Raw genomic sequence first — 22,994 nt, 5'->3', positions numbered from 1 at the left:
ATATGAATGACTATGATATATGGTTTTCTTTAGTTAAATTATCCCCTAGAATTAAACTGAAATTAATAAATGATTTACAAAATACTGAAAAAATATGGTATTATGGTGTACATACTAAAAAAACTGAATATTTCAAAAAAGAGTTAACTGATATCCTGACTAATGCTTGGAATGAAAGTAATATTGATAATGTGAAAAGAAACTTAGAAATTAATGAGATAAAATCAATTTCTTATTACGAGGGTGATTATCCTAAAAAATTAAAAAATTATGACGATGCTCCATATACATTATTTTATAAGGGCAACATATTGCCATTAAATGAAGGGTATAATATTTCTATAGTAGGATCAAGAAAATTTTCGAATTATGGTAAGGATGTAACTAAAATTATATGTAGAGACCTATGTTCTAATAATGTTAATATTATTAGCGGAATGGCTAGGGGGATAGATACTTTTGCCCATAGAAACTGTTTAGAGAATGAGGGTTATACATGTGCAGTTTTAGGTTCAGGACTGGATATAGTATATCCAAAAGAAAACACTGGAATTTTCAGCGAAATAGCTCGAAGTGGTTGTGTTATTTCAGAGTTTTTACCAGGAATACCGCCATATGCGTATAACTTTCCTCAGAGGAATAGAATAATAAGTGCTCTTAGTGATATTATTATAGTAATAGAAGCTGGTGAAAAAAGTGGATCATTAATCACTGCAAATTTAGCACTTGAACAAGGTAAGGATGTTATGGCTGTTCCAGGCTCTATATTTTCACATGAAAGTAGGGGAACCAACAAATTAATTAAAGATGGAGCTTTTCCTCTTACCTGTTCTGAAGATATATTTAACTTAATAGGAATAGATATGAAGACCCTAAAAAATACCGCTGTAGTTGCTTTAAATAACGAAACTCATAAAGAGATATATAACGTAATAAATGATAGTCCACTACATATTAATGATATTATTAGAATAACTAACATTGACATAAAACAATTATATGAGGTATTATTTGAACTGCAGATTAAAAATCAAATATTATGTTTATCAGGAAACTATTATGTAAGAGTAAACGACAATATTTAATTGAAAATATAGTAACTAAACTAGAATACATTGATGGAGGGGATAAGATGGGACAAAAACTTGTAATAGTTGAGTCACCTGCAAAGGCTAAAACTATAAAAAAATATTTGGGTAGTAGCTTTGTAGTTGAAGCGTCCATGGGACACGTTAGAGATTTACCAAAAAGCCAATTAGGGGTTGATATAGATAATAATTATCAACCTAAATATATTACTATCCGTGGTAAGGGAGAAATTCTCAGTAAACTTCGAAAAGAAGCAAAAAAAAGCGATAAAGTTTATTTGGCAACTGACCCTGATAGAGAAGGTGAAGCAATAGCTTGGCATTTAGCAAAAGCCTTAAAAATAGATGAAAAAGATAAATGTAGAATAGAATTTAATGAGATAACTAAGACGGCAGTTAAAAACGCTATAAAAACTCCAAGAATAATAAATGCACCGCTTGTGGATGCACAACAAGCAAGACGTATACTTGATAGATTGGTTGGATATGAAATTAGTCCTATACTTTGGAGAAAAGTTAAATGGGGACTTAGTGCAGGCCGAGTTCAATCGGTTACTCTTAAAATAATCTGTGATAGACAAAAGGAAATACAAAATTTTATTACTCAGGAGTATTGGACTATAGAATGCCAGTTGCATAAAGAAGGAGAACCTCAGAATTTAAATGTTAAATTAACCTCTAAGGGTGGAAATAAAATTGAAATAAATTCTAAAGATGAAAGCGATGAAATTATTAGATTGCTTAATGAAAAAGAATTTATTGTAAGAAAGATAAAGAAAGCATCTAAGAGCAAAAATCCACTTCCACCATTTATAACAAGCACGCTTCAGCAAGATGCTTATAGAAAACTTAATTTTTCAACTAAAAGAACTATGTCTGTAGCTCAACAATTGTATGAAGGTATGGAAATAGAGGGACATGGAACAGTAGGACTTATTACATATATGAGAACTGACTCCACTAGAATATCCGAAGAAGCACAAGGAAATGCAAAAGAATTTATTGAAAATAAATATGGTGAAAAATACTATCCTGAAACTCCTAGAATATATAAAGGTAAAAAAAATATACAGGATGCTCATGAAGCTATTAGACCATCGTATGTTGAAATAACACCGGAAATAGCAAAAAAAACTTTAAAGGCACCACAATATAAGTTATATACCTTGATTTGGAATAGGTATGTTGCTAGTCAAATGGAATCGTGTTTACTAAATACTATATCGATAGATATAGAAAATGGAGACTATATACTTAAGGCATCCGGATCTAAAGTAACCTTTGACGGATTTAGAAAAATTTATAATGGGGACTTAGATGAAGAAGAAAACACAATGAAACTCCCAGAACTTAAGGAGAAAGATGTTTTAATTAATGAAAATACTGAAGGTAAGCAGCATTTTACGCTACCACCTGCAAGATTTTCTGAGGCATCTCTTGTAAAAACTTTAGAAGAAAATGGCATAGGAAGACCTAGTACTTATGCCCCAATTATATCAACTCTTCTTGGTAGGAGATATATAGAAAAAGATAAAAAAACTTTAGAAGTAACTGAACTTGGAAATATCGTAAATAATATAGTAAGTGAATACTTTAAGCAAATAGTAGATGTTGAGTTTACAGCACAAATGGAGAATAATTTAGACACTATAGAAGAAGGACAAGAAAAATGGGAAAATATAGTTGATATTTTCTTTACACCTTTAAAAAAGGATATCGAAATTGCTGAGAAAGAAATTGCTAAGATTACAATTGAAGATGAGGTTACTGAGGTTGTATGTGATAAATGTGGTAAGTTCATGGTGATAAAACATGGAAGGTTTGGTGATTTCTTAGCCTGTCCTGGTTATCCAGAATGCAAAAACACAAAAGCAATCACTAAAGAACTAGAAGTTAATTGCCCTAAATGTGATGGGAAAGTTTTAGAACGAAGAAGTAAAAAAGGTACTAAATTTTTTGGATGTAGTAATTATCCAAAATGTGATTTCGTGAGTTGGTTTGAGCCTACAGCCATAAAATGTCCTGTGTGTGATACTTATATGTTAAAAAAATATAGTAAATCTAAAGGAGAATACATGGAATGCTCAAATCCAGAATGTAAACATAAGGAGTACAAAGTAGAAGAAAGTATTGAAGAAAAAACTGAAGAAAAGTAAAACCGATGAACAATTCAAACAATTTACTGTTCCATAAATATTTTGTCGAAATTTATGAAATAATATTGATATGACATGGATATTATGATATTATTAAAGGTAGAAGGAACAATTCTAAAAATTTGGAAAATTGTGAATTTTGTTTATTATAGAATTTTGATTAAGAATTGGTTAAATAAATATAAAATATAAGAGGAGGAGTATTGTGTCATTATTAGAAAAAACGAGAAAGTTAAATAAGATATTGCAAAAATCAGGAGCTGAACCAGTAGTTTTTGATGATATTTGTAATTTACTGAGTGATGTATTGAAATGTAATGTGTATATTGTTAGCAGAAAAGGGAAAATATTAGGTTATACATTATCCGGCGGTTATGAATGTGATATAGTAAAAGATGATATTATAAAAAACATGAGATTCCCAGAAAACTACAATAATAATTTACTTAATATTAATGAAACAAAGGAAAATCTTGTAAATAAAGAATCCTGTGTACTTGAAGAAAGTAAAGAGTGCAAAGTAGATAATAAAATAACTACTATAGTACCTATAAACGGAAATAGGGAACGATTAGGTACACTTTTACTTGCAAGATTTGATAAGGATTTTACAGAAGATGATTTAGTAATAGTTGAATATAGTGCTACTATAGTTGGACTTGAAATTTTGAGAGCTAAAAATGATATAATTGAGGAAGAAGCAAGAAAAAAAGCTGTAGTACAACTTTCTATTGGAACACTATCCTATTCAGAACTTGAAGCTGTGCAACATATTTTCAGTGAATTAGACGGTCCTGAAGGATTACTTGTGGCTTCTAAAATAGCAGATAAAGTGGGAATAACAAGATCTGTTATAGTCAATGCGCTAAGAAAATTTGAAAGTGCAGGAGTAATAGAATCAAGGTCCCTTGGAATGAAGGGCACACATATTAAAATATTAAATGATAAACTAATTGATGAACTTAATAAAATAAAATAATAAGAGGCAGAGCAAAGTTGCTCTGCCCTTTATTATTTTTAGTAAACAAAGTATAAATTTGTATAAGATGAGAATATTAATAATTATGTTGCGTTTTTATTCTGATTTAAAGTTTTTATTGAATACATCAATATCTTGTGATATACTACAAACGTAAGAAAATACACACATTACTTAATTATTGAAGGGTTCCTATATATGGACTTCGATAAGATGATGGTAATGGAGGTAAAAACCAGGGAGGTTATTATTAATGGCAGTTATATCAATGAAACAATTATTAGAAGCAGGTGTTCATTTTGGACATCAAACTAGAAGATGGAATCCTAAAATGGCTCCTTACATATTTACAGAAAGAAATGGAATATATATTATCGATTTACAAAAAACAGTTAGAAAAATCGATGAGGCATATGATTTTGTTAAATCTGTATCTGAAGAAGGTAAAGATGTTTTATTTGTAGGTACAAAAAAACAAGCTCAAGAAGCTATTAAATTTGAAGCTGTAAGATCAGGTATGCATTTTGTAAACAATAGATGGTTAGGCGGAATGTTAACAAACTTCAAAACAATCAAAACAAGAATAAAAAGATTAGAAGAATTGTTTAAAATGGAAGAGGATGGAATTTTTGACGTTCTTCCCAAAAAAGAAGTAAGTAAACTTATGCATGAAAGAGAAAAACTAGAAATAAATCTAGGCGGAATCAGAAGTATGGATGCAAACAAAATAGGAGCTCTATTTATTGTAGATCCAAGAAAAGAAAAAAATGCGATTTCTGAAGCTAAAGCTCTTGGAATACCAGTAGTTGCAATAGTTGATACAAACTGTGATCCAGATGAAATTGATTATGTAATTCCAGGTAACGATGATGCTATAAGAGCAGTTAAATTAATAACTGAAAGATTAGCTGATGCTATTATAGAAGGAAGACAAGGCGAACAATTAGCTGAATAATAGTAATTAGATTTATGAGATAAGGTAATTATGGATATAACATTTGAGGGGTAGGTGGAAGGTAATGCTTTCATTTACCTTTTAAATTAGATAGGAATAGGAGGAAATAATAATGATTAGTGCAAGCATGGTTAAAGAGTTAAGAGAAATGACCGGAGCTGGAATGATGGATTGTAAAAGAGCTTTAACGGAAACAGATGGTGTTATTGATAAAGCCGTTGAACTTTTAAGAGAAAAAGGTTTAGCAGCTGCTGCTAAAAAATCAGGAAGAATAGCTTCCGAAGGATTAGTATGCACACATATTTCAGAGGATATGAAGACTGGATCTGTTGTAGAAGTTAATTGCGAAACAGACTTTGTTTCTGCTAATGAAGACTTTGTTAATTTAACTAAAAACGTTGCATTGCAAGCGGCGCAAACTGCTTCAACTACTATAGAAGAATTTGTTTCTGAAAAATACATAGCTAATGAAGAGATAACAGTTACAGACGCTGTTACGGAATTAATATCTAAATTGGGCGAAAACATGTCTGTAAGAAGATTTGAAAAGTTCTCTATTGAAAATGGTATAGTACAAAGTTATATCCATGGTGGTGGAAGAATTGGTGTTTTAGTTGAACTTGCCTGCGATAAGAAAGATGATGTGTTAATCAAAATTGCTAAAGATATTGCAATGCAAATAGCAGCTGCAAGTCCACTATTCTTAGATAATACATGTGTTGATAATGAAACTTTAGATAAAGAAAAAGAAATATATAGAGTTCAAGCACTAAACGAAGGAAAACCAGCGAAAATTGTTGAAAAAATGGTTGAAGGTAGAGTAAATAAATATTATAAAGAAGTTTGTCTACTTGAACAAATTTGGGTAAAAAACGCTGACTATACCATTACAAAATTTCTTCAAGAAGAATCTAAAAAACTTGGTGCTGACATAAAAGTAACAAGATTTGTAAGGTTTGAAAGAGGCGAAGGTATAGAAAAGAAGGAAGAAAATTTTGCTGAAGAAGTTGCAAGACAAGTGCAGGGTAAATAACAATTAAAGGGGACACTGCGTGTTCTCTTTTTTAAAATAAGTAATACTCTAATTTTGGAGGTGTAATATTCATGGAAGTAGCTAAATATAAAAGAATTATGTTAAAGATTTCTGGAGAAGCTTTAGCTGGTACGCAAGGATTTGGGATAGACTTTGACACTACAAATGAGATAGCACTTCAAATAAAGGAACTAGTAAAGCTTGGTGTTGAAATAGGTATAGTTGTTGGAGCCGGAAATATATGGCGTGGTAGAAGTGGTAAAGGAATGGATAGGACTACAGCAGATTATATGGGTATGATGGCAACTTGTATTAACGCATTAGCACTTCAAGATTCACTAGAAAATGTGGAAGTAAAGACTAGGGTGCAAACTGCCATTGAAATGAAGGAAATTGCTGAACCATTTATAAGAAGAAGGGCTATGAGACATTTGGAAAAAGGTAGAGTTGTTATATTTGCAGCTGGTACAGGTAATCCTTATTTTTCAACAGACACAGCGGCAGCACTTAGAGCAGCAGAAATAGAGGCTGAAGTAATACTGCTTGCTAAAAAAGTTGATGGAGTTTATGATAAGGATCCTCATGTGTTTAAAGATGCAGTAAAGTTTGATACATTAAGTTATCTTAGTGTGCTCGAAAAAGGGCTACAAGTTATGGATTCTACTGCTACATCATTATGTATGGATAATAATATACCTATACTAGTTTTTGGACTTGATAAACCAGAAAATATAAAAAGAGCGATTTTGGGAGAAAAAATTGGTACTTTAGTATCTGCTTCTACCAAATAATATGGAGGGGATTCTATGATTAATAAAATTATTAGTATTGCTGATGAAAAAATGAATAAAACTATTGGTGTTTTAAAACAAGAGTTTGGAAGTCTTAAAGCTGGAAGAGCGAACCCTTCAATGCTAGATAGGATTCACGTTGAATGTTATGGAAGTATTATGCCTCTGAGTCAGCTAGCAAACATTTCAGCACCAGAACCTAGAGTGCTAATGATTCAGGCTTGGGACAAAGCATCTATGAAAGATATAGAAAAAGCTATACTGAAATCTGATTTAGGATTAAATCCATCAAATGATGGATCAACTATTAGACTTATTATTCCTGAACTAACTGAAGAAACAAGAAAAACATTGCTTAAAACTGTGAAGAAAACAGCAGAAGATGCTAAAGTAGCTATAAGATCTATCAGAAGAGACGCTAATGATAAAATTAAAGCGCTTAAAAAAAATAGCGAAATTACTGAAGATGAAGTTAAAAAAGCTGAAGATACAATCCAAAAAGAAACAGATAAGTTTATTAAAGAAGTGGATAAATTAACAGATATTAAAGAAAAAGATATAATGAAAGTTTAACATATAATTTTAAATAGAACCTGCTTAATTGCAGGTTCTATTTAAAATTATACTATAACTAATAAAAAGGAGAGAATTATATTGAAAAATTTATTCGCTTTTTTTAAAAAGAATAATAATATAAAGAATAATGACAGTGATAATTTGGATTTAGATATGGCAAAAATACCTACGCATATTGCAATTATAATGGATGGTAATGGTAGATGGGCAAGGAAACGTAAGTTGCCAAGAGCACTTGGACATAGGGCTGGAGTGGAATCAATAAGAAGAATAGTAAAGGAATGTAATAAACTCGGAGTAAAATATTTAACATTATATGCATTTTCAACAGAAAATTGGAATAGACCTTTAGCGGAAGTAGACTCTTTAATGAACTTATTAGTAGAATATTTAAAAAACGAGTTGGAGGAATTAAATAGTAATGATGTTGTCATTAATTCCATCGGGAACATTTCAAAATTACCAGGGGTATGTAAAGTAGAATTAGATCATGCTTACGCAAAAACAAAAAACAATAAGGGTTTAGTTTTAAATTTAGCTTTAAATTATGGTGGACGAAATGAAATAATAGATGCTGTAAAAGAAATTTATTCGGATTTGATGAGTAAAAAAATATCTAAAGATGAAATAACGGAAGAATTGTTTTCAAAATATATGTATACCAGTGAAATGCCAGACCCGGACCTCATAATAAGGCCTAGTGGGGAGTTGAGATTAAGTAATTTTTTGCTATGGCAGAGTGCGTACTCAGAACTTTGGTTTTCGGATATTAATTGGCCGGATTTTCATGAAAAACAGCTAAAACTTGCAATATCGGAATATCAAAAAAGAGATAGACGATTTGGAAAGGTTAAATAGGGGAGAAAATATGAATAATAGATATATAGGAGCACTTATTCTGGCGCCGTTAATAATATTTTTATTTTTAGGCGGGGACTACTTGAAATATCTTGTAATGGTACTTTCACTTTTTGGTATGTACGAATTCTATAAAGTTTCTAGAAAAAAACACTATAAACCAATTGGACTAATAGGATACATTTTATGTGCATTATATTACGTAAATATGGGCAAGGATTTTTTATCTAGTTTTAATGTATACATTTTAATAGCAACAATTTTCTTCTTATTATGTATACCTATATTTCATACAAATTATAATTTTGTAGATATTGCTATAACTATTTTTGGGTTTTTGTATGTAGCAGTATTTTTTAGTTTCATTGTGTTTGTTAATAACAAAACCTACGGTGGATATTTAGTATGGATTATATTTATTTGTTCATGGGGTTGTGATACGGCAGCTTACTACTCTGGAAGATTTTTTGGTAAAGGTGGTAAACACAAATTGTGTCCTAAAGTTAGTCCTAATAAAACAATTGAAGGTTCAATAGGTGGGTTACTTGGAAGTGCTATAGGGTGTACGGTTTATGGTTATTTCATTTCACAATATGGCGTTTCTATAGAGCTATATCATTACTTTATAATAGGTATACTTTGTGGAATTTTTGGACAAATCGGAGATTTAATTGCGTCATCTATAAAAAGATTTGTAGGAGCCAAAGATTATAGTAATATTATACCAGGACACGGTGGGATTTTAGATCGGTTTGATAGTATTTTATTTGTTTCGGTAGTAGCATTTTATTATATTACTTTTATATTAAAAATATAAATGGTAAAATTAGAACATAAATAAAATTTTAAAGATGTATAATATAAAAAAACAGATTTATAGGAATGGAGAGATTTACATGAAGAAGGTTACTATTTTAGGCGTTACTGGGTCCATAGGAATCCAAACCTTGGATGTTATTCGGAAGGATATTAATAATTTTGAAATTATAGGGATTTCTGCCAATGTCAGCTTTGAGAAAATCATTCCCATTATAGAGGAATTTAAACCTAAATATATTGCCATGATGGATGAGAAATCTTCATTAAAACTTAAAAAACATTGTAATGAAAAAGAGTATTTAACGGAAGTTTTGCAGGGGCTAGAAGGTTTGAATTATATAAGCACACTGCCAGAAGTTGATCTTGTAGTAACTGCAGTTGTAGGTATGATTGGTCTTGTTCCAACTATGAAAGCTATATGTGCTGGAAAAGATATTGCCTTAGCTAATAAAGAAACTTTAGTAGTAGCAGGTGGACTCGTGATGGATGCTGCTAAAAAAAATCACGTTAATATTTTGCCGGTTGATTCAGAACATGGTGCAATTTTTCAATGTCTACAGGGGAACAGAATAGAAGCAGTTAATAAAATAATATTAACTGCTTCAGGTGGTCCTTTTAGAGGTAAAACTAGAGAACAATTAATAGAAATAAAACCTGAAGAGGCGCTTAAACATCCTAAGTGGGAAATGGGTAAAAAAATATCTATTGATTCTTCAACACTTATGAATAAAGGACTAGAGGTTATAGAGGCACACTGGTTATTTGGAGCTGAGTATGACAACATACAAGTAGTAGTTCATCCTCAAAGTGTAATACATTCTATGGTAGAATACAAAGATGGAAGTGTAATGGCGCAACTGAGTTCTACTGACATGAGACTTCCTATCCAATATGCTGTAAACTATCCTGAAAGAAAGAATGCTGTTATTGATAAATTGGATTTTTATAATATGGGTAATTTGACTTTTGAGAAACCAGATATGGAAACTTTCAAATGTCTAAAGTTAGCTTATAAAGCTGGTAAAATGGGTGGAAATATGCCAGCTATTATGAATGCTGCAAATGAAGTGGCTGTTGAATTATTTTTAGATTATAAAATCAAATATCTTGGAATAGAATATATTATAGAAAATTGCATGGATAGATTTGAACACTGTATTAATCCGGATTTAGAAGAGATCCTAGAAATTGACTTAAAGGTAAGAGAATACGTGAAAAACAATTATGGTAAAAGGTAGGGAGGTAAATTGTTATGAGTAGTTTTATAGGGAATATACCGTATATTATTATGGCTATATTAGCATTTAGTCTTTTGATTATAATACATGAATTAGGCCATTTTATGCTAGCTAAACTAAATGGAGTAAAAGTACATGAGTTTTCACTAGGAATGGGTCCGAAACTTTTTGGTATTAAAGGAAAAGAAACGGAGTATTTAATTAAGGCATTTCCTATTGGTGGGTATGTTAAAATGGAAGGTGAGAATGAAGAAAGTGATGACCCACGATCTTTCGCGTGTAAAACTCCTTGGCAAAAACTAAGCATAGTATCTGCTGGTGCAATTATGAATATAATATTAGCATTTGTTTTATTTGCCATTATAGGAGCTTCACTAGGAAATATATTACCTACAGTTGGAAAATTAGTCCCTAATAGTCCAGCTATGAATGCTGGAATAAAAGTTGGAGACAAAATTACTAAGGTTAATAAAGTTAATATAGAGAAGTGGGATCAATTTATAAATGAAATGACTATTGCTAAAGGGGAGAGTACGACTATTGAAATAGTCAGAAATTCAAAATTAGAAAAATTTACGATTACCCCTGTTATGAATGAGGAAGAAAAAAGATTTATGGTGGGAATCGCTGGTCTTCAAGAGAAGCTGAATTTCGGTGAAGCTGTAGGTTATGGATTTAAACAAACTATCAATACATCAAAATTAATTTTTGGAATCTTCGGCAGTATATTTCAGGGTGAAGTTTCTGTCAATGATGTTGGGGGACCTATAAGCATAATAAGAATTTCAACAATGGGAGCACAAGCTGGAATTATAAATTTAATGTCGTTAACAGCAATGTTAAGTGTGCAACTGGGAATATTAAACATAATACCTTTCCCAGCACTAGATGGAGGATGGATTTTTATACTATTATTTGAAATAATATCTGGCAAAAAATTAGATGAAAAGAAAGTCGCAGCTGTAAATTATGTAGGATTTATGATTTTAATGGCATTCATGGTATTTATAGTCATTAAGGATATAGTGAGCCCAATGAAATTCTAGGAGATGAAGATAATGAAGGTTAAACAAACAAAGAAGATTAAAATTGGGAATATATATATAGGTGGAGATTCTAAGGTAACGGTGCAGTCAATGACTAGTACAGATACAAGGGATGTAGATGCTACTGTTGAGCAAATTCTTAAGCTGGAAAAGGCAGGTTGTGAAATTATACGTTGTGCGGTTCCTGATATGGCAGCTGCTGATGCTATTAAAGATATTGTGAAAAGGATTCATATACCATTAGTTGCAGATATTCATTTTGATTATAGGTTAGCTTTAAAATCAATTGAAAATGGAGTAGCCAAATTAAGAATCAATCCAGGTAATATTGGAAGTATTGATAAAATCAAATTAGTTGCAAAGGCTGCCAAAGAAAAGGGTATTCCCATTAGAATTGGTGTTAATTCAGGATCACTAGAAAGTGATCTTCTTGAAAAGTACGGTCATGTATGTGCAGAGGCACTAGTAGAAAGTGCGTTAAGACATGTTGAAATATTAGAAAACTTAGATTTTTATGATATAGTTATTTCTATCAAATCTTCTGATGTAATTATGATGATAGAAAGTTATAAAATAATTTCAGATAAAGTAGATTATCCACTACATCTAGGCGTTACTGAGGCAGGAACTACATGGCGAGGAACTATAAAATCAAGTGTAGGTATTGGAGCACTTTTAGCTTGCGGTATTGGCGACACTATAAGAGTATCATTAACAGGCGATGTAGTAGACGAGGTTAAAGTTGGCATAGAAATCCTAAAATCCTTAGGATATAGGGATGATGGAATTAAATTTGTATCATGCCCAACTTGTGGTAGAACTCAAATTAATCTTATCAAAATTGCTAATGAAGTAGAAAAAAGATTAGAACATTGCAATAAGAACATAAAGGTTGCAATAATGGGATGCGTAGTAAATGGACCAGGTGAAGCCAGAGAAGCTGATATTGGAATAGCAGGAGGAAGTGGAGTTGGTCTCATATTTAAAAAAGGTGAAATAATTAAAACTGTTAACGAAGAAAATTTAGTAGAAGAGCTTATACGCGAGATAGATAAACTTTAGACGTCCTATCAGGAGGTATACCAATGAATGTAAGCTTAGCTGAAATGTTAAAAAATGATTTTGATTTAAATGAAGAAACACTAGTAGATGATATTAAGGTACTTAGAGTTCAATACCTTAAAAAGAGCGACAAATTAAGGGTGATAATCAAATCCTTTGAGGATATAGATGATAATAAAAATCTGCTAATCAAAAATATTATTAAAAAAAGATTATGCAGTTTTCAAGATATACAGCTAATTTGCTATAAAGATGTATCAAACGCCACTATAGAAGATGTAAAAGATAAGTATTGGTCGGATGTTGTAAATGTGATAGCTACTTCAGAGCCATCCAGTAGGGATAGTTTATTAAAATCTTCTAGGATGATTGAGAATGGTACACTGAAAATTCAATGTGGTAATGATTTTATGTGCAAAATTTTAAGAGATAAAAACATAGAGGTACTTTTGAAAACCACTATAAATGACATGTTTGGAGTTAATTCAATAGTTAAACTAGAACATAATAGGGAGCTTTTAAAAGAAGATTATTTTGTTAAAAAAGAAGTGGAAAATCAAACTATAATAAATGAAATTGTCAAAAATATCAGTACAGAAAAGAAAGATAAACCTCAAAATAGCAGTAACAATAAAGACAATTCCAATGGAAACAAATGGAATAAGGGGCAGGGTTATAAAAAATGTGAGGCTGCTGATGAAAACACTATAATGGGAAGAAATATAAACAATAGCGATAGTATAACAATAGAAGATATAAATGAAGCTTCGGGAATAGTATGTGTTTCTGGAGATGTTTTTAAGGTGAATATATTAGAAACCAAAACTGGAAGAATAATCATAACGTTTTTTATTACAGATTATGAAAGTTCAATTACAGTAAAATGTTTTCCAAAGCCTAAAGATGTAGAAAAGATTATGGAAGAAGTTAAAGTGGGGCTTTTTTGTAAGGTGCGAGGAGAAGCCAGTTATGACACTTATGCAAGAGAAGTTGTTGTAATGGTTAGAGATATAATAAAACTAAAGAAAATAGAAAGAATGGATACAGCCCAGGAAAAAAGAGTTGAACTTCATTTGCATACTCAAATGAGCGCTATGGATGGAATAAGCCCAGCATCTAAACTTGTTGAAAGAGCCGCAAAATGGGGACATAAGGCAGTAGCAATAACTGATCATGGTGTAGTCCAAGCTTTTCCAGAAGCTATGGAGGCAGCTAAAAAGAATAAAATAAAAATTATATACGGTGTTGAAGGGTATTTAGTAGATGATGGAGTTCCAATAGTTATTAATAATCATAACGAAAATTTAGATGATAGTTTTGTGGTATTTGACTTAGAAACAACAGGGCTATCTAGTGAAAATGATAGAATTACAGAAATTGGAGCAGTTAAGATCGAAAACGGGAAAATAGTAGATAGATTTAATGAATTCATAAATCCGGAAATGGACATACCTTATAAGATTACAGAGCTTACTGGAATTACAAATGATATGGTTGCTGGAGCGGAGTCTATCAAAGAAATACTACCTAAGTTTTTAGAGTTTGCAAAGGGTAGTGTGGTAGTAGCTCATAATGCTGGTTTTGATGCTTCTTTTATCAAGAAGAACTCAGAGAGACTTAATTTAAAATTTGAAAATGCAATTATGGATACAATACCACTAGCTAAATATTTACTTCCGGATCTTAAAACATTTAAGCTGAATGTAGTTGCCAAGCATTTAGGCATCACCCTTGAAAATCATCATAGAGCCATAGATGATGCTAAAGCTACGGCAGATATACTATTACATTGCTTTGGGCTGCTTAGAGAAAAAAACATCCTAGACTTAGATACTTTGAATAGTGCATTTCTAGATGATTTTAATGTGAAGAAAGCAAACACATTTCATGTTATTATCTTGGTTAAAAATCTTGTAGGACTTAAAAATTTGTATAAGCTTATTTCCTTTTCAAATTTAGATTACTTCCATAGAAGACCTAGACTTCCTAAGACCATAGTGGAAAAATATAGGGAGGGTCTTATAGTTGGATCTGCTTGTGAAGCTGGGCAAGTATATAAGGAAGTGCTTCAAGGAAAATCTGAGGAAGAACTTAAGAAGATTATAGGATTCTATGATTATTTAGAAATACAACCTCTCCTAAATAACAAATTCATGATTAAAAATGGTACTGTAAAAGATGAAAATGAATTAATGGAGATTAATAGAAAGATATGTGACATCGGAGAGAAAAACAATATGCTCGTAGTTGCTACAGGAGATGTACATTTCTTAGAACCTTCTGATGAAGTTTTCAGAAAAATACTAATGGCTGGTAAAGGCTTTTCGGATGCAGATGATCAACCCCCACTATATTTTAAAACTACTAATGAAATGTTAAAAGAGTTCTCATATTTAGGTGATAAAAAATGTAGAGAAGTTGTAATTTATAATCCGAACAAAATTGCAGATATGATAGAAGTTATAAAGCCAATACCTGATGGAACGTTTACGCCCACAATACCAGGCGCAGAAGATGATATTCGGAAAATGACCTCGAACAAAGTTCATTCTATATACGGGGAAAAATTACCAGAGATAGTTGAAAAAAGATTGGATAAGGAATTAAACTCTATTATAGGTAATGGATATGCTGTACTTTACTTAATTGCCGAAAAATTAGTAGCAAAATCTCTTGCAGACGGTTATTTAGTAGGATCGAGAGGCTCAGTTGGGTCTTCTTTTGCAGCTAACATGTCTAATATAACGGAGGTAAATGGACTTCCGCCTCATTATGTATGCCCAAATTGCAAAAGAAGTGAATTTATATTGGATGGATCTGTTGGTTCAGGCGCTGATTTACCTGATAAAGAGTGTCCGAGTTGTGGCACGTTATATGTGAAAGATGGTCATGATATTCCATTTGAAACATTTTTAGGGTTTGAAGGGGATAAAGAACCAGATATAGATTTGAATTTTTCAGGAGATAATCAAGCAGATATCCATAGGTATACAGAAGTGTTATTTGGTAAAGGCCATACTTTTAAAGCAGGAACAATAGGAACAATTGCTGACAAAACTGCTTATGGTTATGTGAAAAAATATTTGGGCCAAAAGGACATTATGGTTCCTCAAGCTGAAATAGAGAGACTAGTTCAGGGATGCACTGGAGTTAAGAGAACATCAGGTCAGCATCCAGGTGGAATAATGGTTGTTCCAAGCGATAATGAGATATATAATTTTTGCCCAGTGCAACACCCAGCTGACGATCCAAATTCTGAGATTATTACAACACATTTTGATTACCATTCCATAAGTGGCAGACTATTAAAACTTGATATCCTTGGGCATGACGACCCTACAATGCTTAAAATGCTTCAAGATCTAACAGGACTTAACCCTCTAACTATTCCACTATCAGATCCTAAGGTCATAAGCTTATTTACGTCCCCAGCGGCACTAGGGCTTACCGTTAAAGAATTGGGCTCTGAAGTTGGAAGTTACGGTGTACCAGAATTTGGTACAAAATTTGTTAAACAAATGCTTTTAGACACCCAGCCAAAATCTTTTTCAGACTTAGTTAGAATTTCTGGACTATCTCATGGTACGGATGTTTGGATTAATAATGCGCAATATTATATCAAAGAAGGATTAACAACGCTTAAAGATTGTATTTCAACAAGAGATGATATAATGGTTTATCTAATTCAGAAAAATCTTGAACCTAAGACTGCTTTTACTATCATGGAGAAAGTGCGAAAAGGTAAAGGACTTACAGAAGATGATGAGCTAGTAATGAGAGAACATGATGTTCCAGATTGGTATGTAGGATCATGTAAGAAGATAAAGTATATGTTTCCTAAAGGACATGCAGTAGCATATGTAATGATGGCGGTAAGAATAGCATATTATAAGGTTTATTATCCAAAGGAATATTATGCTACGTTCTTTACTATAAGAGCAGATGACTTTGATGCTAATTTAATTGTAAAAGGTGCCAGTGCTATAAAAGTAAAAATGGATGAACTAACAGATATGGGTAAGGATATAGGAATGAAAGAAAAAGGTCTTCTCACAGCACTGGAGTTATCTTTTGAAATGTATAAAAGAGGGATAAAGTTATTAAATGTAGACCTTTATAAGTCTGAGGCAGTTAAATTTATAATTGAAGGTGATTCAATAAGACCACCACTCAGTAGCCTTGAAGGTGTAGGAGAAAATGCTGCTAAAAGCATAGTTTTATTAAGAAATCAAGGTGAGTTTATATCTAAAGAAGATTTGAGAATTCGCTCTAAAGTTTCTAAAACAGTTATTGAAGCATTAGATAATCACGGTTGCTTAAAAGGCCTCCCTGAGACGAATCAGTTGTCGTTTTTTTAGTAAAATTGAATTAACTCTTGAAATAACAAATTTTTTATGATAAACTTATAAACAGTAGTTATCTGTGATAATTTTATTACAAGAGAGTAGGCCGGTCCTACTCTCTATTTATTGAAACGCAACTCATGGTTGCGTTTTAATTATAATATTATGATTAAGTATACTGATAGATGTGGAAAATATGAATAGAAGGAGGGTGTTAAAATGAAAAATGATACCTTGTTACAAAAACTTAGAGGATTAATTGGTCCAATAGTAGAGAAAAACGATTGTGAATTATATCATTTAGAATATGTAAAAGAAAAAGGAGAAAATTTCCTCAGAATTTATATAGATAATGCTAATGGGATATCGCTAGAAAACTGTGAAAAAGTAAGTAGAGCCACAAGTGAAATATTAGATATAGAAGACCCCATAGCCGAGGGTTACTGTTTAGAAGTATCTTCACCAGGAATTGAGAGGATTTTATATGATGACAAACATCTAGAAAAATACATAGGTCAAAATGTACTAGTGAATTTAAATAGCCTATATGAAGGTGAAAAAAAGTTTGAGGGCGATTTAATAGGATTTTCTGATGTGCAAATAGAAATTCAATATGATGGGAATAATATATCTATTCAAAAAGATAATATTTCCATTATAAGTTTGAAACCAGTGCTGTAAGGAGGAAGTTAAAATGAATCAAGATTTTATTGAAGCATTGAGAGAAATTGTAGACCAAAAGGGAATTAGCGAAGAAATGCTTTTTGAAACTATCGAAGATGCATTAGTAGCAGCATACAAGAAAAATTATGCTACTCTTTCTAATGCTAGTCAAAATGTAAAAGTGTCAATGAATAGAGAAACAGGTGAAATACATGTTTATGGTCAAAAAGTAGTTGTAGAAGAAGTACTTGAGGAAGTTAATGAAATAACACTTGAAGAAGCTAAAGAATATAGTCCTAGATACCAAATTGGGGATACTGTTGATATTGAAGTTACTCCAAGAAAATTTGGAAGAATAGCAGCACAATCAGCAAAACAAGTGGTTATTCAAAGAATTAAAGAGGCCGAAAGAAATATTATCTACAATGAATTTATAACCAAAGAATTTGACATTATTACAGGAAGTGTTATTAGAAAAGATAGAGGAAATGTATTTATAGATTTAGGTAAAATCGAAGCTGTTCTTGGCGCTACTGAGCAAATGCCAGGTGAGGAATACAATTTTAATGAAAAATTAAAATTATATATTGTTGAGGTTAAAAACACTACAAAAGGCGCTCAAGTGGGCGTATCAAGAACTCATCCAGGTCTTGTAAAACGCTTGTTTGAATTAGAGGTACCAGAGGTTTTTGGTGGAATTGTTGAAATAAAAAGTATTTCAAGAGAAGCAGGGTCAAGAACTAAAATTGCAGTGTATTCAAATGACGAAAATGTTGATGCTATGGGAGCTTGTGTTGGTCCTAAAGGTAGCAGGGTTCAAAATATAGTTAACGAACTCAGAAATGAAAAAATTGATATTATTAAGTGGAGCAAGAAATCTGAAGAGTATATATCAAATGCTTTAAGTCCTGCAAAGGTATTGAATGTTGTAGTTGAAGAAAATTCTAAATCTGCAAAAGTCATAGTGGAAGATAATCAATTATCCTTAGCTATTGGTAAAGAAGGCCAAAATGTTAGATTGGCTGCTAGACTCACAGGTTGGAAAATAGACATTAAAAGTAGAACACAAGCACAATATAACATGGAATCAGTTGAAGTTACTGAGTGCAATGTTAGTGAAAATGAAGCAACTGAACCAATTATTAAAGAGTAGGTGATAGCTTTATGAAGGTTAAAAAAATACCTCAGCGTATGTGCACCGGATGTATGGAAATGAAAGGTAAAAAAGAATTATTGCGTATAGTTCGTAGTAAAGAAGGCGAAACTTCTATAGATTTAATAGGGAAAAAGCCGGGCAGAGGCGCATATATATGTAAGAACATAGAATGCTTTGAAAAATCTTTTAAAACAAAAAGATTAGAGCGGAATTTAGGCGGAAAAATAAGTGAAGAAATTTATGTTAAACTTAGGGATGAGATAAATAATGAACAATAAATTTTTTAATTTCTTAGGATTAACAAAAAAGGCAGGCAAACTTATTGAGGGTTACAATCAATGTGAAGAAGCGCTGTCACACAGAAGAGGAACTCTTATAATTTTGTCTGCGGAAAGTGCTGTAAATACAAAAGACAAATTTAAAAGACTAGGGATTAAAAACAATATACCACTTATTGAAGGTGTTACCAGTGAAGCTTTAGGTAAGTGTTTAGGTAGAGCAGAAATTAATATTTTGTGTGTAAATGATAAAAGAATGAGTAATAAGCTACTCAGCTTATGGAATGAAGATAATGAAGTAAATAAAGAAAATGAAGAAAGCAAAGAGAATGAGTAAATTAAATTTCGGGGGTGAATGATTTGGCAAAAGTCAGAATATATGAATTAGCAAAAGAATTAGAAGTAACAAGTAAAGAATTAATTAATGTACTATTTGAGGAATTTAGTATAAAGGCCAAAAATCATATGAGTGTGATTGAGGAAGAGGATGCTGAGTTAATAAAGGAACTATATAGTGACGAGAATTCAGGACTTAAAGATGATAAGAATGAAACAGTAGAACATTACGAAAATTTAGCTAATGAAGATGCTAACAAAGTTATTATCAGAAAAAGAGGTAGAAAAGGTAGAGATGAATTAGGAAATGGTAACAATAGTGTTGAAGCGATAGATGATGAAGTTGTAGTAATTGAAGAGTCTATTACTGTTAAGGACTTAGCTGATAAGTTAAAGAGACCTTATGTAGAAGTTATAAAACAACTTATTTTTATAGGTGTTATGGCTGGAATGAACCAAGAAATTGATTTTGCTACAGCTGAAAAAGTAATAGAAAAATATGGTGCACTTGCAGTACTCAAAGATGAAGAACTAGGAAAAATCGCTGATGATGAAGATGCTGATGTTGATTTAGGTACAGATAAGAAACCAGCTGTTGTTACAGTTATGGGTCACGTTGATCATGGTAAGACATCATTACTTGATTGCATTAGAAAATCTAAGGTTACTGAAACAGAAGCAGGCGGAATTACACAACATATTGGTGCTTATACCGTTACTATTAATGGAGAAAAAATAACATTTTTAGATACACCTGGTCATGAAGCTTTCACTGCAATGAGAGCAAGAGGTGCTCAAATAACAGATATAGTTATACTTGTTGTAGCTGCAGATGATGGTATTATGCCACAAACTAAAGAAGCTATAAATCACTGTAAGGCTGCTAAAGTACCAATGATAGTAGCTATAAACAAAATAGATAGACCAGGAGCTAATATTGACAAGGTTAAACAAGAATTAGCAGATAATGGTCTTGTATCAGAAGATTGGGGTGGAGACACAATTTGTGTTCCAGTATCAGCTCATACTAAAGAAGGTTTAGATACACTACTTGAAATGATATTAATTACAGCAGAAATGTTAGAGCTTAAAGCAAGTCCTGACAGACACGCAAAAGGAACTGTAATAGAAGCAAAACTTGACAAAGGTAGAGGTCCACTTGCTACACTACTTATACAGAATGGTACATTAAGCACTGGAGATTCTATAATAGTTGGTTCAACTTATGGTAGAATCAGGGCAATGTTTGATGATAAGGGTAAAAAGATAAACACTGCAGGACCTTCTATACCAGTAGAAATACTTGGATTATCTGAAGTGCCAGCAGCTGGAGACAGATTCAATGTAGTTAAAGATGAGAAAACTGCAAGAAATATGGCCGAAACTAGAAAAGCAAAATCAAGAGAAGAACATTTTAAGGCAAGTAATAGAGTGTCAATGGAAAATTTATATAGTCAAATACAAGAAGGATCTGTTAAAGAACTTGGTGTAATTGTTAAAGCTGACGTTCAAGGGTCTGTAGAGGCTGTAAGACAATCTCTAGAAAAATTATCTACTGAAAATGTTAAAGTAAGAGTTATACATTTTGGGGTTGGAGCTATTACAGAAACAGATGTTACGCTTGCAGCTGCATCAAATGCTATAATCATAGGATTTAATGTAAGACCAGACAATAATGCTGCTTCAATTGGAGAAAAAGAAGGAGTAGAAATTAAAACCTATAGAATAATTTATGATGCTCTTGATGATATAAAAGCTGCAATGCTTGGACTTCTTGATCCTGTATATAAAGAAGTTGTTTTAGGTAGAGTTGAAATAAGACAAATATACAAAGTGTCAAGTGTAGGAACAATAGCAGGATCCTATGTACTCAGTGGTAAGATTACTAGAAATAGTAGTGTAAGAGTTCTTAGAAATGGCATAGTAATAACTGAATCAACATTAGCTTCTTTAAAGAGATTTAAAGATGATGCAAAAGAAGTTGCAGCTGGATATGAATGTGGGTTAAGTATAGAAAAATTCAATGATATAAAAGAAGGAGACGTTGTTGAAGCGTTCATAATGGAAGAAGTAAAGCCAAAATTAATGTAAGTTTAAGGAGTAGTGGGTTGTATGGTTAATTATAGAAATGGAAGAATAAATGAAGAAATTAAAAAAGAAGTAAGCAATACAATTCAAAACAAAATAAAAGATCCAAGAAAAAGTGCTATGGTAAGTGTAACAAAAGTAGATACAACAAAAGATTTAAGCTACACAAAGATTTACGTTAGTATATTTGGTAGCGAAATTTCTAAAAAAGAAACAATTGAGGCACTTAAAAGTTCAACTGGACTTATGAGAAAAGAAATAGGGGCTCATGTTAAATTAAGACATGTTCCTCAAGTCATAATAGAGGTAGATGAAACTATAGAACGTGCAATACATTTAGAAGGCATTTTTCATCAAATAAAAGAAAAAGAAAAAATTGATGGAGAAAATAGTGAAGCACATATAAGTGTAGAAGATAGCAATGAGGATTAGTGGTATTATTAGTAAAATAAAGGTGTGCAAAAAAATTGCTATATCTTTTCATACTTCTGCAGATGGGGATTCATTAGGTAGTGCACTAGCTTTACTTATTGGACTTAGAAAATTAAACAAGGAAGTATATATAATTTCTAAAGAAATTATTCCGCAAAAATTTATGTTTTTGCCTTACTCTTACGAAATTACTGGTGAATTAAGTGAACCATTAAAGGATACAGACTGCATTATAGTCTTAGATTGTGGTGATTTTAAAAGAATTAATGCAAATTTATCTATGCAAAATAGAAAATTTGCATTAATTAATATAGATCACCATGTATCTAATGATTTGTACGGAGATTTGAACTATATTGATACAGGCGCTTCTGCAGTTGCAGAGATTGTGTATGAGGCGCTTACACTTCTTAAGGTTAAAATTGACAGTGAAATCAGTGCATGTTTGTATACCTCTTTACTTACAGATACGGGTTCTTTTAGACATTCAAGTACAACAGCAGTAACTCATAGTATCGCAGGAGAGCTTATTAATACAGGTATAGATTTTAGTGATATTCATAGAAAAGTTTTTGAAAATAGAAAATTCGAGCAAATAAAGTTTTGTGGAGAAATTATTAGTAATATGACATCAGAACTTCATGGCACAGTATGTGTTATGTACATACCTAAAAATCTGATAAAAAAATATAATTTGGAATCTTCCGATACAGCAGATGTTGTAACTTTAGGTTCGTCTATAAATACAGTTGAAGTTACTATTGTTATAAGAGAAGCTGAAAATGGTGTTAAAGTAAGTTTAAGATCTAAATCAATAGTTGATGTTAGAAAAATTGCAGAAGGTTTTAACGGTGGTGGCCATATTAGAGCTGCAGGTTTTTTCACTGAAATAAATTTTCATGACATTAAAGTTAAACTTCTGGAAATTTTAGAAAAAGAGTTGATAAAATGAATGGTATAATAAATGTACATAAACCTACAGGAATTACTTCTTTTGATGTAGTACGTAAAATAAAAAAAATAAGCAATGTAAAAAAAGTAGGCCATGCTGGCACTTTAGACCCTGAAGCTAGCGGGGTTTTACTTGTTTGTATAGG

The 22,994-nt window shown here is 31.7% G+C and carries 20 protein-coding genes and 1 pseudogene; all 21 read left to right on the top strand.

Annotated features, from left to right (window positions below; genetic code table 11):
* The first annotated feature begins 2 nt into the window (after positions 1 to 2).
* Positions 3 to 1,085: a DNA-processing protein DprA gene (gene dprA, locus JJD95_RS06990; protein WP_291641703.1), complete on the top strand. Its 1,083-nt coding sequence runs from the start codon at positions 3 to 5 to the stop codon at positions 1,083 to 1,085.
* 47 nt (positions 1,086 to 1,132) lie between these two features.
* Entirely contained in the window at positions 1,133 to 3,244 is a 2,112-nt protein-coding gene (topA, locus tag JJD95_RS06985) for a type I DNA topoisomerase (protein ID WP_291641701.1), read from the top strand.
* 202 nt (positions 3,245 to 3,446) lie between these two features.
* Complete coding sequence (codY, locus tag JJD95_RS06980; protein ID WP_291641769.1) at positions 3,447 to 4,223, top strand: GTP-sensing pleiotropic transcriptional regulator CodY; 777 nt, start codon at positions 3,447 to 3,449, stop codon at positions 4,221 to 4,223.
* Positions 4,224 to 4,476: 253 nt separating this feature from the next.
* Entirely contained in the window at positions 4,477 to 5,178 is a 702-nt protein-coding gene (rpsB, locus tag JJD95_RS06975; protein ID WP_291641700.1) for a 30S ribosomal protein S2, read from the top strand.
* A gap of 112 nt (positions 5,179 to 5,290) precedes the next feature.
* Positions 5,291 to 6,211, top strand: a complete 921-nt coding sequence (gene tsf, locus JJD95_RS06970) for a translation elongation factor Ts (protein WP_291641698.1) — start codon at positions 5,291 to 5,293, stop codon at positions 6,209 to 6,211.
* A gap of 71 nt (positions 6,212 to 6,282) precedes the next feature.
* A complete protein-coding gene (gene pyrH, locus JJD95_RS06965; protein ID WP_291641696.1) occupies positions 6,283 to 7,002 on the top strand; it encodes a UMP kinase in 720 nt (239 codons plus the stop codon).
* 15 nt (positions 7,003 to 7,017) lie between these two features.
* Positions 7,018 to 7,575, top strand: coding sequence for a ribosome recycling factor (gene frr / locus JJD95_RS06960; protein WP_291641694.1), 558 nt, complete (start codon positions 7,018 to 7,020; stop codon positions 7,573 to 7,575).
* A gap of 81 nt (positions 7,576 to 7,656) precedes the next feature.
* A complete protein-coding gene (locus tag JJD95_RS06955; RefSeq protein ID WP_291641692.1) occupies positions 7,657 to 8,436 on the top strand; it encodes an isoprenyl transferase in 780 nt (259 codons plus the stop codon).
* A 10-nt stretch (positions 8,437 to 8,446) separates the two neighbouring features.
* Positions 8,447 to 9,253, top strand: coding sequence for a phosphatidate cytidylyltransferase (locus JJD95_RS06950; RefSeq protein ID WP_291641690.1), 807 nt, complete (start codon positions 8,447 to 8,449; stop codon positions 9,251 to 9,253).
* Positions 9,254 to 9,332: 79 nt separating this feature from the next.
* Positions 9,333 to 10,493 (top strand): 1-deoxy-D-xylulose-5-phosphate reductoisomerase, encoded by a 1,161-nt coding sequence (dxr, locus tag JJD95_RS06945; RefSeq protein ID WP_291641688.1) that lies wholly within the window; start codon positions 9,333 to 9,335, stop codon positions 10,491 to 10,493.
* A gap of 14 nt (positions 10,494 to 10,507) precedes the next feature.
* Positions 10,508 to 11,539 (top strand): RIP metalloprotease RseP, encoded by a 1,032-nt coding sequence (gene rseP, locus JJD95_RS06940; protein WP_291641686.1) that lies wholly within the window; start codon positions 10,508 to 10,510, stop codon positions 11,537 to 11,539.
* Positions 11,540 to 11,551: 12 nt separating this feature from the next.
* Positions 11,552 to 12,601, top strand: coding sequence for a flavodoxin-dependent (E)-4-hydroxy-3-methylbut-2-enyl-diphosphate synthase (ispG, locus tag JJD95_RS06935; protein WP_291641685.1), 1,050 nt, complete (start codon positions 11,552 to 11,554; stop codon positions 12,599 to 12,601).
* A 23-nt stretch (positions 12,602 to 12,624) separates the two neighbouring features.
* The gene (locus tag JJD95_RS06930; protein ID WP_291641683.1) at positions 12,625 to 16,959 is read left to right on the top strand and encodes a PolC-type DNA polymerase III; all 4,335 of its coding nucleotides are present in this window, start codon (positions 12,625 to 12,627) and stop codon (positions 16,957 to 16,959) included.
* 204 nt (positions 16,960 to 17,163) lie between these two features.
* Positions 17,164 to 17,625 (top strand): ribosome maturation factor RimP, encoded by a 462-nt coding sequence (gene rimP, locus JJD95_RS06925; RefSeq protein ID WP_291641681.1) that lies wholly within the window; start codon positions 17,164 to 17,166, stop codon positions 17,623 to 17,625.
* Positions 17,626 to 17,638: 13 nt separating this feature from the next.
* A complete protein-coding gene (gene nusA / locus JJD95_RS06920) occupies positions 17,639 to 18,760 on the top strand; it encodes a transcription termination factor NusA (RefSeq protein WP_291641680.1) in 1,122 nt (373 codons plus the stop codon).
* Between the two features lie 11 nt (positions 18,761 to 18,771).
* A complete protein-coding gene (locus JJD95_RS06915; protein WP_291641677.1) occupies positions 18,772 to 19,041 on the top strand; it encodes a YlxR family protein in 270 nt (89 codons plus the stop codon).
* Entirely contained in the window at positions 19,028 to 19,378 is a 351-nt protein-coding gene (locus JJD95_RS06910) for a ribosomal L7Ae/L30e/S12e/Gadd45 family protein (RefSeq protein WP_291641767.1), read from the top strand. Before JJD95_RS06915 ends, JJD95_RS06910 begins: the two co-directional genes overlap by 14 nt.
* A 23-nt stretch (positions 19,379 to 19,401) precedes the next feature.
* Positions 19,402 to 21,468: a translation initiation factor IF-2 gene (gene infB, locus JJD95_RS06905; RefSeq protein WP_291641675.1), complete on the top strand. Its 2,067-nt coding sequence runs from the start codon at positions 19,402 to 19,404 to the stop codon at positions 21,466 to 21,468.
* Positions 21,469 to 21,489: 21 nt separating this feature from the next.
* The gene (gene rbfA, locus JJD95_RS06900) at positions 21,490 to 21,897 is read left to right on the top strand and encodes a 30S ribosome-binding factor RbfA (protein ID WP_291641673.1); all 408 of its coding nucleotides are present in this window, start codon (positions 21,490 to 21,492) and stop codon (positions 21,895 to 21,897) included.
* Positions 21,887 to 22,849 (top strand): bifunctional oligoribonuclease/PAP phosphatase NrnA, encoded by a 963-nt coding sequence (locus tag JJD95_RS06895; protein ID WP_291641671.1) that lies wholly within the window; start codon positions 21,887 to 21,889, stop codon positions 22,847 to 22,849. The genes rbfA and JJD95_RS06895 overlap by 11 nt, the downstream gene beginning before the upstream one ends.
* A pseudogene (truB, locus tag JJD95_RS06890) lies at positions 22,846 to 22,994 on the top strand (tRNA pseudouridine(55) synthase TruB); the annotation flags it as partial. The gene JJD95_RS06895 and the pseudogene truB, both read left to right, overlap by 4 nt.

This window comes from Clostridium sp. (assembly GCF_016650035.1).
GTDB lineage: Bacteria > Bacillota > Clostridia > Clostridiales > Clostridiaceae > Clostridium_AD.
Note: the sequence above shows the minus strand (reverse complement) of the source record. Positions and strands in the feature narration are given on the sequence as shown.